Here is a 13,199-nt window from a genome sequence, read left to right on the forward strand (position 1 = left end):
TTATTTGCTCTGGTGTAGGCGTTGTATCCCGTATGGCCCAATATTTATAGCTGCTGCGATGCACATTGAATACGCTACACAACACGCTAATTGGGTAACGCTCTTGTTGATTTAATTTCTCAATTAACGAGAATTGTTCAGGGAGTCGGACATCAAGAGAGCGGTAGCCTTTTTTAATATATCCTTTTCTAATTCAATACGTTGGATTTGCTTTTTAAGTTCGCGGATTTCAATTTGTTCGGGTGTCATTGGTGAAGCTAATGGGGACTGGCCATTCCGTTCTTGCTTTAATTGAGTTACCCATTTACTTACAGTTGATTTACCAACCCCCATAGCTTTGGCTGCATCTTCTTGCGTGTAGCCTTGATCAACTACAAGCTGAGCTGTTTCTAATTTGATTGCAGCAGAATACGTTGCGCGTTTTAATTTCGTCATTTTTTCACCCAAATTTGTATGCAAATAGCATAACATTTCTTTCTTAATGGGTGGCCAAATTAACTATGCCACTACACAGGTATGCCATTCAATTTCTGGTTACGTACTCAATACAAATTTGACAAGTGAATAACTATAACCCCCGTAACTAAAGATCTTCGTCATAAGTTGTATGTGCTCAACTTTCCATTCGAACTAAAGTGTTTAAGTAATACACTTGGAAGGTGTGTTTTTATGCCTAGGGTGTATTTTTATTACCTATCTAAAAAGCAATAAAAACGTAACCGATTGTTTTTGTTGTATTGAAATTACCTTTGGTTGCTGGCATGGTGCTTGATATCAAGGAAGAATGTTTAATTAACTATGGAAAAAGCATGGCGTTGATTTATTACACAAACTTAGGAATTCACAGGCCAGACATCCTGCTTAGTAAAGTAGTGAGTGGTCTTGGTGACTTCTATAAGTATTTAGACATCACTCGAAAATACCTAGAAAGTACGAAGGCTGTTAAAGCGATAGCTTGGGAAAAGCTGGACGATGCTCAAAGTGGAGTATGGATACAATTAGTTGAGCCTGCCGATAACTGCGGTGATTTCGAAAAGAACTTAAAGCTCTTTTTAGATGAAAGTACCGACACGGTATACGAAGCAAGCCCCGCTAGATGGAAAGCCGTGGGTAGTGCTGCTAGAGAATGCCCAAATTGTAGAAGTCACGGTAAACCTAAAATGGCTTATGCAACTGAGGAGCACGCGGACGAAATTGCGAGTGAATTAGGCAATGGGCTGTCGTCGTATGAGTGTCCAGCCGGTTATGGTTGGCATTTGACTGGGAAATCACAAAGCAATGTTGGATTCAATAAATCCAACGCAATTTCAGTCCTGGACAGAAATGTAGAGAATGACAGCTTGTTATTGGATCGTTTACCTGACCACGACTATTTGGTTATTCGTCCAAACACATACCAGCTAAAATGTCAGATTAATGCATTACAAAGCTTACAAGACACCCCTTCTATTCACCATCTTCCGCTATTGAGGCTGTTTGAAGGTAAGGATCATGCTAAGTGGCCAAATGTTCCTTACGATGAGCACTTATTTAACGATGACTACTACGTTCTTACCGATGGAGCAAGAGAGGGAACATCTCAGCAGCGTGAGTTTGTAAATATTGCACTCAATACACCAGACTTTGCCTTCCTTGAAGGCCCCCCAGGATCTGGCAAAACTACAGCCATTTGCGAACTGATTCTTCAATTAATAAAGCGAGGTAAGCGGATCTTACTTTGTGCATCAACACACGTTGCTGTTGACAATGTTCTTGAACGAATGATGTCTGAAGAAAATATTTATCGCGACATGGTGTTACCTGTACGGATTGGAGATAAATCAAGCGTTTCTCAAAAGGCAAAGCCATGGCAATTGGAAGAGTTTGTTAAAACTGAACGCACAAGATTGCTAAAACATCTTCAGCAACAACCGCACATTTCAGTTAGTCAGAAGTTACTTAAAAGTAAGGTCGGTGAAGGTAAACATATTGTTGAGCGTCTTGTTCTTGAAGCGGCGAATTTAGTTTGCGGGACAACTATTGGGTTGCTTCAGCATCCTGATATCAAAAATAAACAATCAACATCGCCAATCTTCGATGTGATGATTATTGATGAAGCATCAAAAACAACTTTTCAAGAGTTTTTGGTGCCAGCGGTACTTGCCAAGCGTTGGATCATGGTGGGAGACCCAAAACAGCTTTCACCTTATGTTGATGATGAAGCTACCGAAGTAAATTTGCAGCCATGTTTACAGGATAGTTATCAGCGAGAAGCATGCGCAGATATTTTCTCTGCTCGACAAATCAATATTCAGAAACGAGAAGTATCCTTGGTTTGCACTGACGATGAAAAGACAATTGAATTTTATCATCAGCAAGCAAAGTCCAAAAATGTATTGGTTGCATCATCTAAAGGTCCGAAGACAGATCTCCCTTACGCATCAGTAGTCCTTGGTTCGTCAGCGTTCATCGCTCAGAATGCTAATCACCTTCCCCTGGATTTGACGACCATAAGGGGGCTGCCTGCGTTACCGGAAAAGTTAGAAATGCGACTTGCAGCGCATTCGAGATTAACTCGTTCAAAAATCAAGACCGAGTCCGATAGCTGGGAATCGCAGTTAGCGTGGCGATTGGCTCGTATGTACGAACAGCGCCTGAATACAGAATCTAACGGAAGTTCTAAAACTGTTAACAAGTTAGAGGAAGATATTAAAGCGCTACTACCATTTGACTCAGAAAAAGATACGTTCACTGCAATAGACAGGGTACGTAGGATCGCACTGCCTTCTATTCTTGAATCACTGCAAGTTGGATTTGAACGAACAGAGTATCAGAAACAAGGGACCGCTCTGTCTGATGGACTTCCAGCCAGCGTTTTAAATAAACGACAAATACGGCTTAGTTATCAGCACAGGATGCATCCAGACATTGCCGAATTTTCCCGAGTACATATATACCATGAAAAAGCACTGCAAAGCCCTGATGGCCAGGCTGAAAAGCGGGACTGGGGATACCGAAGCGGCTCACATCGTTGTATATGGCACCATATTAAAGGTCAAAAAGGCAAAGAAGGTGAAATCACCGATGAAGTAGAAGAAATATTAAAAGAATTAAGTCGCTTTGATTCTTGGGCAAAATCAAACCCAAATGTTGAGAAAAACCAACAAAAGCCTTGGGAAGTTGCTGTTTTGGCATTCTATCGGGCGCAAGAGCGAGCTATACGTCGAGCTTTACGAAAGTGGACGGGAAATCATCACGGAGTAAGGCATTTCTATCGAGGTGAAAAATCCTCACCGTATATTGATATTCTGATATGTACCGTAGACCGTTTTCAGGGGCATGAGGCTGATTTTGTCATGCTTAGTTTCGCAAATAATCATCCCACGAGTTTTCTTGAAAGCCCAAATCGCTTGAATGTGGCAATTACGAGGGCCAAGCATCAGCTCATTGTGTACGGAAACCGCCCTGCAATGCAAAAGGCATCGGGTGTGTTAGGTACTTTTGCCAGCAATTCATACTGGTCTACAACAATCGAGACTGAATCACAGGAGGCACTATGAGCCAGGACATCATACTAAAACGAGAAATTAAGACTGAAAGTTGGCTCATACAGGGTGAAATCGCGCTGGCAGATAGCCGTCCAGAAATTAACTGCGTGCTGCAATTCCTTCAAGATTATCCGAATGCGAGTTCTGCTGACTGCTCCGAGCATTTATTTGGGGATAAAATCGGACGTCGTGTCGTTGCTGATAGGTTACTAAACATATGTCGGTTATATGGGCTTGCTGAGTCTAATCGAGACCAATACAGGCTCACTGAATCAGGACTGATTGCTCTTGAGAAAGATCAAATCCTAGTGCCAGAAGATGGATGTTGGAGCCTTTGCGTTTGTCATGAGCCTTTATTGCCCCATCCACTTCTAACAATTGACGCGCATACAGAGCCAAGTGCAGCTTCAATCGGACTTGGAAAAAACAGAAACGAGCTAAATAAAAGAGCAAAGCGACTCGTTGAGGTTTCTCAACTAGTCAAAGACGTTCGTGGCCTGAAGGTTGAACCAATAGGTGGAGGCTCGGAAGTACGCGTTGACAAAATTGAACTCAAAGGTGAGCGCATCTCACCTCAAGGAAAACCGTATTACATCGAGTGGAATGTGACTGATGGCAATGTCGATGTGAAGCGCGGAAAGGATCTTATATTTTCACGTCGGGTTGAACCAATCAGTCGTCAGCAAGTTTTGAAAGTACTTCTGCATAGTGAGGGCTTGCTTGAACAATGGGATGAGCAAACGGAAATCTTGTCAGTGGTTTTCGAAAATACAACCGAAGCTGAGCGAATCAATATGAAGCGCTCGGTAAGTGTAAAAAGACCATCTGTTAACAAGTTGGGCTCGTTTGATGCGATGAAGTTACACAATATATCAATATCAGCATTGACTGAATTGGATGCTAAAAAGTGGGCTGAATGGAGATTAGAGAAAAATATCAATATGTATGCCACCAATAGCAAGTACCAAGTTTGGAGAGAAAAAGCACTCGAACCATTTAAAGGTTGGAATTTCACACTACCTGATAGGGCTGAACTGGCAAATCAGTTTTGGATTGAAGAAGACCAGCAAAATCAGCATACCTGGCATGTCATTGCAGCCCATGATTGGAACCTATAAGGAATAATAGTGATGAATCTAATTGAAAAGTTTACTAAGACTGAAACCAAAATTGTTGATCAATCTAATACCAAGTTGCCCCCTGTGCTTTTACCTGTTTCAACTAAACAGGTATCTGATCCGCAACCTATTAATAGCTCTTTGTTCTGCAATGAGCTGCAAGCAAGAGTTGTCGAATTAATCGATAAAGCTGAGCACTCGGTTATTCTTAGTACGTTTTTGCTTGCTGATGAAAATGTCGAGTCGGCGGTCTTAAAAGCTGCCAAGCGCAAAGTTCGTGTGTACATACTATTGGCATGTGAGACTCGTCTTGATGGCGATGTGCCTGATGATGACTTTGGTAAAAAGTGTCTTGTGCAGCATAAGGAAATGTTAAACAAATTGTCTGGACATGTTCACTTTGCATCTGCGCCGCATTTCCACGCAAAAGCTGTTGTCATAGATGCATTACATGAAACTGGTAATGCGAACGGATTGCTTTTAACGGCAAACCTTACAGAAGAAGCACTTAAACGAAATGAAGAGTTGGGGGTCTCGCTTTCTCAGTATCAAATAGATGAGATCGTGAAAGTGTTCCGTTGGGCAATCTTCGAGAGTGCGCAGCACCATATGACAAGTCGTGGTGAATTCTCAGCATACAAGTCGCCGGGTAATGTCGGATATCCAAGAGAATTAACTGAAATACTGGTCACATCGAGTGAAGACGCTCGAATTAGGGAACACGCATTAGCGTTGATCAATAAAGCAGATAAAGAACTCACTATATCGAGTTTTGGGTGGCAAGAGGACCATCTGCTTGTAAAAGCAATATGTGAACGTGCGAAGTCAGGGGTAAAAGTCACCGTTCTATCCCGCCAAAGACCCGCAGCCATGCCCGCGCTATTGGCTATGAAGGAGGCTGGTGCATCTGTGATGTGTTTTAAATGGCTGCATGCAAAAGCGATTGTAGTGGATGGAATGCATGGCATGGTGATGTCGGCCAATTTTCAAACGCATGGCATGGATCAAGGCTTTGAATTAGGTGTGAAACTCACAGGTACTCAGGTAACAGAGCTGATGAACTGCTTAAATGTGTTTTTAGCTAATATCCACAATGAATTGCACATAAATATGAGTCTAGGGATGATTTCTGGTGGTTTTGAAGCTTGGGAAAAGAATGCATTCAAGGGGTATTTAGTCAACGAAGTTGATGTTGTTGAGTTATCGCCTATTAAAGCAGATTGTTTGTCTGATATGGATAAAAAACCGAACATACCCAATGCAAACTGGCGGGAAAACACCTCGCAAAAGATTGAGTATAAATGGCGCATAGAGCCGCCAGTTACCACTAACGCCAGTCCAGAGTATTTCAAACCCTTAATGGCTAAGGATGAAGCTTCTAAAAAGCAGGATGCAGGCTCGCCTAGAGAAAGTTATGAGCCAAAGGTTGTTCGACTGACGAAAAAACAGCTAGCGATTACAGTTCGTCAAGAATCTGAACTTGCCATGGCAAAAAGGCTGAAGCAAAGTGAATTGCCAAACGCCCGAATTTTATTGGAGGCGTAACCGTGGATTTCAAAAACACATTGCTTTGTTGGCATTCAAAGAGAGCGGGTGTTGAGGTATTAGATGAGGCGTTAAAGCGGCTTAAGAATCGTAAAGTGGATATTGATAAAGTATTCGTGCTTACTCAGTCAGCTGGGGATAACAGTCTGTACAAAAAGCATGAATTTGGCGATATACAGATTACCTTTCGAACCGTAGCTATCGAGAGCCCAGCTGATCACAACGAAATTTATCACGCAATAGAATCTGAGATTATTCCAGAGCTAAGGCTTGAACAGCATCTTCATATCAATGTATCGCCGGGAACTCCGGCGATGCATGCGGTTTGGTTGATTCTTCATGCTCGGGGGCGTTTTCCACGCGAAACAATCCTCTGGTCATCTCAATATAACCCCGATACCAAAAGAGCCAGCATTGCCAAAGTTGACTTCAGTGTAAACACGTATCTGGCAGAGATCTCTGCTATTTCAAGTTCAGGGGGCGGTTACGCCCTTTACGATTTAGACCCTAAATCAAAAGCAAGGCAGGATGCATTACAAACGTTAAAGCAGTTTTCTTGCGTCCCCAAAGCACCGTTACTTGTATTGGGTGAACGTGGTACAGGGAAAACGAGGTTAATTGAAACCGTTGTCGGTAAGGTGAAGCAAAAGCAGGTAGTTACGCTTGCATGTGGAGGGTTAGATTCTCAAGTGGTTGATAGTATGTTGTTTGGCCACGTAAAAGGTGCGTTCACTGGGGCGGAAAAGGATCGCAATGGGCTTTTGAAAGAAGCAAATGGAAAAGTATTGTTCTTGGATGAGATACAAGATTTACCAACTTCGGTTCAGCGAAAGCTGGTTCGAGTGCTTCAAGATAATCATCACAGCTTTCGCCCTGTTGGAAGTGACACCGAGGAAGCATCTGACTTCGAGCTAGTTTGCGCGAGTAATAAATCTCTTGAGCAATTGGCAGCGATACTTGATGCTGATTTCTTTGATCGTGTATCCATGCTCACAATAACTATACCTCCACTTCGGGCATGCAGAGAAGATATATTGTCCGATTGGCAAAGAATCTGGCAGGAAGTTAATGTTAACCCCAATCTGCCTTCGGAAGCTCCAGTATCAAATGAGTTAATCCAGTTTTTTAACTCGGCATATTTACCAGGTAACTTACGTGACCTAAAAAAGCTAGCATACATGTCTTGTGCGTTTTTGAGCTCCCAAACTACAGAGTCTGCAATCTCTAGCTCATTAGCTTCTTTGGGCGAGCCTGGTATCCAAGAGGATAGTCCTGACACAAGGTTTGCATTTGGTGATTTATCCAAGACAACTAAGGATGAGTTAACGAAAGCGTTTCATAAGGAATTTGCAGCAGCCGCCAAAAGGCAATTTGGAACATGGATTAAAGCCGCAGAAGCATTGAAGGTGGATCAAAAAACTTTGCAAAAGTATATGCGATAAGGTGATTAGTAACTTGTAAATGTTTCAAGTTAGTACAAATGTATATGAAAGTTCACTTTCCATCTTTGTTTGCATACAAATTTAGCCTTATTGAGAAAGGGAAAAACTCTACTTTCCAACTTTGTTTGAATATACGCAAAAAACGGATACTGATTTTTAAAGAAAAGTGATCAGTGGTCACTTTCCAACTTAGTTAACAGATGACATTTTTTTGTGGGTGAACAATAAAGTTTCACCAAGGTTAAGTGTCATATGCACTTATAGAGTTTCTATCCTAAAATGGCAGCGATCATAGTCGATACAGAAAACAGCAGCCAACATTAGAAGCTTTTCTTCAACCCAATCACGGCGATGTTCATAGGATTTTCCGGTCAATTTATCTTCACCGCACAGAGAGGCCCGCCTCACGCAACGGGAGATATAGTGGTAGGTGTCATTGTAGTTCTTTTGTGGTTTCTTTTGCTTGATATCTTGAACAAAAAGTGGTGTGCGTGACTCTGAGGGGGAGATCTGTTTGATGATGGCATTTATTATTTTTAATGGAATGAGCGGTGTTGGGGGAGTAAGGCAGTACCTATTAGAGGATAAATTAACTGTTTAGCATTGAAATTATTAGGTTTTTGTGACTATATGTTGTTGGCTTTTCAATATTATAAAAGGAGATTTTATGAAAAAGTTTACAATGACGGGCATTGTCCTTGCTTTGTCACCCATGTTGAGTGTTGCGAGTTCAGACCTTCCTCTGCCAAGCGGATTTTCGGATTCACTGGAAAGGGGGAATACTGTTATTCACAGCAATCGGCAATTAATTACAAAAAGCGAAATGCGTGCTTCTTCTGCCACAGTGTTTGCTGAAACGAATCAACAAACTACGGCTATTACGCTGCGTTGCCCGACCACATTAAACATCAATACTAGCTATCCACTTGGTGGTGCGCAGACTGGCGGCTCAGATTGCTTTCACTTTAAACTCGACAATCCGAGTAAACTATATGCCTTTGTGACGGCACAAAATGCACAAACCAATGTGAATTTAACGCTGATCCGCCACAAGCCGGACGATACGCTGACTGTGATTGGCGCTTCATCAAATGAGGGAGGGCTGGATGAGCTGATCACGACGGTTTCACAAGCTGGTGATTACTATTGGTTATTGGACTATGTTCAAGCGGATGGCGGTGAGTTTAATTTTGGGGTGATGACCAGTGAAAGTATTGATAGCAACGAGCTAAATGATACGATTGCGGAATCAACAATTTTACCGGATCAGCTCAATAAAGTTGTGGGTAATCTGGACAGTATACTTGATGTTGACCACTACGCGTTCGAAGCGAAAAGAGGGCAAGAGGTCCTGTTAAAATTTCTGGATCCGGGTAATACCGGTGAGTTTGTACTTGAGCACTTAGAGGCCGGAGCCTGGGTAGAAGTACCACTTGCAAAAGGTAAGCTAATTACTCCTGCACAAGCTGGCGAGTATCAGATTGTACGGGTCAGACCAAGCTATAGCCTACCTAATAACCCGGCGAGCGCTTATCAACTTACTTTAGGTTCTAATGTTGCGTCATTTTCGCAGCACTCAATTGAAGGTGAGTCGAATGTTTTACGCGTACCTTATGCCGCTCAAAGCTCTCCTTACATGACTACACAGGCTTATCAAAAGTTGAAATGGAATGTTACTTTGCAAGACTCTAAGGGACATCCTGTACCTGGAGGACAGGCATTATTGTTCTTATGGCGTGATTATTATAACAGGACTACGTCCAACTTTGAGCTAACTCCCGCAGTGGCTGATGCTCAGGGAAAAATTTCTCAAGTCATTGACTTGGGACGTTGCGTGTCTGGAAATGGTGAGGCTTTGCATACTGAATATAGTGGTGGCTACACTAATGAGTGGTACTCCCAGTATCAAATCGGGGCTTGGCGAGTAGAAATTCCAAGTGGTCTTGAAGGTTCTATAGGCATTGGTGGAAATCGGCATCCGATTGTAACCCTGGGTCATATTTGTGATCAGGATCTTCTGTCAAGTACTCGTCAGTAACGCGTCTTATAGCCGGAATGCGAAGGCCTTCCGGCTATAAGGTTTATTTTGTGAAAACGGGCGCTGCTCTGGCGCTGAGCTGGTCGGATATATTGAATGTCCAATCCCACTTGTTGAGCAAATAGCCTGTTTTCTCTCTTTGGAGCTCGTTGTTGCTGCTTTGTGTGATCATCTCTTTGAAATCGATGATCTCCGCAAAGTTGTCTTCGTTGACATCATATTTTCCCCAGTACTGGCTCGTGCCGGAGCTACCCCGCTCAATCTCCAGCCCTTCTAAAAAGTTGGCTTTAAAGTCCTGTGCGGCACTGACTAGTTTGTCATTACTATTCAAAACTCCTTCCACAAGTTTTTTATCTGCCTGACTCAAATGGCCTGTTGCAACCAGTTTGCCCGTGTCATCAACTGAAAAGCCCCAACTTTTATTCTTTAGTTGTGGGTGTTGTTCATACAAGCCTGCAGACACTTTTTCATATTCTTCTGCTACCCTGTCAGCGGCGGCTGGGGTGTCGTGTAAATACAATTTGCTTGTGGAGTTTGCTACACGCTCAATGAGATCTCGGTGTTCTTCAAATCTGGCTGGTAGGTCCAATTTACCGTTACTGGTATAAGTGATTACTGTCAACTTGCCATCGTCAGACTTAGCTCGTAATTCTTCAGCAGAACGTGTCGGTTCGGTATTGGTAAATTGTGTGGCAGAGTCTACTGAAAATGTTTTTTTACTGCTTGAGGCAGTAACCCTAGTTTCATCATTAACCTGGTTGTTTTTTGCATGCAGGTGTTGACCCGCACTAGCGTCAATCTTCATGTCATTATCCTTATTACACGCTTCACTCATAACTGTATCGGCTGTACGGTGAATTAATTTAACAAAATTTACACTTATTTTAATCTAAATTGAGTAGATAACCTATGGTTGACTCAGAGTGTAGACTCTAGGTTCATGTATCCAATCTGTATCTGGCGGGTAGAAACCCCAGATGGTCCTGAGAGCCCCGTTAGTACCGAATCGATGACACCCAATACTATTTGCATCAACGCTGGACAAACTTAGGTTAAAAAGTATCAAAATACTTAAATCACTGGGTACAGAAACGCTCATCTATAGGCCAATTTTGAGCGCCCAAGCGTATCTCCGCACTAAAATTGGGTTATCACGCACGGCAACGCGCTGCAAACACAGCAGCACTGACACCCACGATTATTTACTCACGATGGTTATGGCAGTTTCGACTTAGAATTATACAAGATTGTTCATTATGTGTATCAAAAGCGCTTCTAAAATAAGGTAGCTGTTGGTGTTTGCTCATTTTTCGACACTAAAACTAGTGTATCACGCACGACAAGGGCGCTGTAATTTGCACAGCTTGAGGGGTTATCGCTAAAGGCGTTATTTGGTTAAGCTAGCAAGCGTTCACAATTTGCTAGATTTGTGCGCCGTCGTTTTTTAAGGGTTCCACAATAAGCTGTGAGTACTGTTCAAAAGGCAGCCCTTTTGGTATATGTTTTCGGGGACTTCCCGCAAACCGTAATAGGCTTTTTGGTTGTTTCCCTTGCCTTGCATGGTCGATACGCTTTTTGATACTGGTAAAGTCGGAGGGGTTATAAAGACACCCATAATTATTTGTCATCAAAGCTGCACTATCCATATACAACCTAATACGATTTGCATTGGCTTAATCGAAAAACGAAAATGATTTCTGTCCAGAAGTGAGTTACAACGAGTATGATACTTTAATACTCAGTTGTAGCTTGAGTCGGATTCGATAGTAGCAATTAGTATAAAATTTTATTCATCTCCTAAATTTTTCTGTAGCTTAGAATGAAGCTATATTCCCAAGTCACACAATAATTGCAACGGCTCTAATAGTGTCTAATTTGGATAGCCGTCTAACCTAATGCGTCGCGAACTTTGGGCATGATCCTGCGACTAACTGGGACTTCGTCACCTGTCGATAAATGTAAAATGCCGGTTCCTGATGCGCTTCTGGATAATGATGTTATGAACTGAGTATTCACTATATACGAGCGATGAACCCGTAAAAAAGTGGCAGGAAGTGTACTTTCGAGTTCAGACAAGCTGTTGTGGTGCAATACACTTCCCCTATTATTTATAACCAGCTCAACATAATCTCTCGCCCCCTTACAAAAACAAATTTCTTCGCAAGATGTAAAGTCTGTTTTTCCAGCATGGCTGATTTTTATTCTAGTTGGTTGTTCCCGTTCCTTCTGTTCGTCCAATATGCGCTGTAATCGATCTGCCCGATTTTGCTCAAACCGCTTTTCTTCCTGTTCTTTCTTGTAATCAATAGCATGTTGAGCAAAAAAGAAGACGAAAAGCAAAGCGATGCAATAGTAGTAATAAATATCCAAAAACTGGTTTGGGCTACTAGCAGTCAACAGAACAAACGCAAACAGTGCAATGCTATGTGGCAGCGCGTTGCGGGCTTTCTTTATCGCAGCATACCCGGTAATTAATGTGCCTATTCCCATAGGCAGCAGTACTGATGCAAGCGTTTTTGATTCAAAATGATCCAGTAACAAGACAGATATAAGGGTTGTTACACAACCAACGGTTAAGGCTGTTTTTCTCCTTTGTGTTAAAAAGCGTTTACATACATAACTCAATAAAAAGAATGAAACTATTAAGCTTGAGCAAAGAATAGTTAGCATCCTGATCCCATTGTATGGGTAACTATAATCAAACAATCCGCGTGATATTTCAGCAATTAATTGGATAACTGCGAAAAGCGATGCAACAGGGATGAATAGATTTTGCTTGGTGTTATTACTTTGCAAGGCTAATACAGATGAATAGATAAAACCGATAATTAAAATACCAAGCGGGATAAACACGGGTAGGTAGTGGTTTGTAAGATAATCCTTGGGCGTTTGATAATCGGTGATAAGCAACCTTTGTATAGGCGGATCAATCTGTAATAGCCTGTTATGTGAAGATAACTCGATGACTAAAGTATTGTGTTGTTTTATAAGGAGGCTGTCGGGTAAATAGAAGCTCTTATCTATGCGGCCGGCAACTTCATTTTTTGCTTCCTCAGCTGGCGAGCCATTGCGGCCGATCTTTACTCCATTAAGATAAACCGTCGTAGATGCTTCGGCTGACAAAACCAGTCCAAGAGGGCGCTCCCTAGGTTGCCCTGCGTTTGCCACATCGAAATGAACTTGTATCCAAACTAATGATTGCTTTGGGTCGACCTGATTGATTGACACCGATCCACAGTTTTTGACTTTTGTCAGTGTTCCCTGTGTATTTTTAGATACATCCAGACAGACAGATACTGATGAGATATGAACGGGAGAGGTTGAGGTGGCGTTTACCATTATTGAATAAAATAGACTTATCACCAAACAAAAACGTAAAACGTGGCCAGCACAAATTGAAGCATGTCTGGAAAAAAGACAGGTGACACCCTGAAAAAACCCTACCGTTAGCATAAAAAAACCGACCGTTAGCATAAAAAAGCGAGCAAAAAGGAATTTCGTAGATATATTCAAACGCACATTCTATATA

At 42.1% G+C, this 13,199-nt stretch carries 7 protein-coding genes and 3 pseudogenes; 5 read left to right on the top strand and 5 right to left on the bottom strand.

The genetic code is table 11. The features are described from left to right. A pseudogene (locus A587_RS0115070) lies at positions 1-435 on the bottom strand (transposase); the annotation flags it as partial. Between the two features lie 374 nt (positions 436-809). On the opposite strand from A587_RS0115070, the gene A587_RS0115075 reads away from it, so the two are divergent. Genes A587_RS0115075 through A587_RS0115090 form a run of 4 tightly spaced genes read left to right on the top strand, consistent with a single transcriptional unit; the run spans position 810 to position 7,632 of the window. After that, complete coding sequence (locus A587_RS0115075; RefSeq protein WP_026001010.1) at positions 810-3,539, top strand: DEAD/DEAH box helicase family protein; 2,730 nt, start codon at positions 810-812, stop codon at positions 3,537-3,539. Further along, on the top strand, positions 3,536-4,645 hold the full coding sequence (locus A587_RS0115080; RefSeq protein ID WP_017218262.1) for a hypothetical protein: 1,110 nt from the start codon (positions 3,536-3,538) through the stop codon (positions 4,643-4,645). The genes A587_RS0115075 and A587_RS0115080 overlap by 4 nt, the downstream gene beginning before the upstream one ends. Before the next feature lie 12 nt (positions 4,646-4,657). After that, positions 4,658-6,190 (top strand): phospholipase D-like domain-containing protein, encoded by a 1,533-nt coding sequence (locus A587_RS0115085; protein ID WP_017218263.1) that lies wholly within the window; start codon positions 4,658-4,660, stop codon positions 6,188-6,190. A 2-nt stretch (positions 6,191-6,192) separates the two neighbouring features. Further along, positions 6,193-7,632 carry a sigma-54-dependent transcriptional regulator gene (locus tag A587_RS0115090; RefSeq protein ID WP_017218264.1) on the top strand — a complete coding sequence of 480 codons (1,440 nt, stop codon included), beginning with the start codon at positions 6,193-6,195 and terminating at the stop codon, positions 7,630-7,632. Positions 7,633-7,926: 294 nt separating this feature from the next. On the opposite strand, the pseudogene A587_RS25285 reads toward A587_RS0115090, so the two are convergent. Then, positions 7,927-8,100, bottom strand: a pseudogene (locus tag A587_RS25285) (transposase); the annotation flags it as partial. A gap of 199 nt (positions 8,101-8,299) precedes the next feature. Between A587_RS25285 and A587_RS0115095 the strand changes: the two are divergent. Then, a complete protein-coding gene (locus tag A587_RS0115095; protein WP_017218265.1) occupies positions 8,300-9,670 on the top strand; it encodes a hypothetical protein in 1,371 nt (456 codons plus the stop codon). Positions 9,671-9,713: 43 nt separating this feature from the next. On the opposite strand, the gene A587_RS0115100 is transcribed toward A587_RS0115095, so the two are convergent. The 3 genes and pseudogenes from A587_RS0115100 to A587_RS0115110 form a co-directional block, all read right to left on the bottom strand. Further along, positions 9,714-10,475 (bottom strand): hypothetical protein, encoded by a 762-nt coding sequence (locus tag A587_RS0115100; protein ID WP_017218266.1) that lies wholly within the window; start codon positions 10,473-10,475, stop codon positions 9,714-9,716. Between the two features lie 655 nt (positions 10,476-11,130). Continuing rightward, positions 11,131-11,265, bottom strand: a pseudogene (locus tag A587_RS25290) (transposase); the annotation flags it as partial. 292 nt (positions 11,266-11,557) lie between these two features. Next, a complete protein-coding gene (locus A587_RS0115110; protein WP_083838454.1) occupies positions 11,558-13,183 on the bottom strand; it encodes a LytR/AlgR family response regulator transcription factor in 1,626 nt (541 codons plus the stop codon). Between the last annotated feature and the right edge of the window lie 16 nt (positions 13,184-13,199).

Source organism: Pseudoalteromonas sp. NJ631, assembly GCF_000276645.1.
Lineage (GTDB): Bacteria > Pseudomonadota > Gammaproteobacteria > Enterobacterales > Alteromonadaceae > Pseudoalteromonas > Pseudoalteromonas piscicida.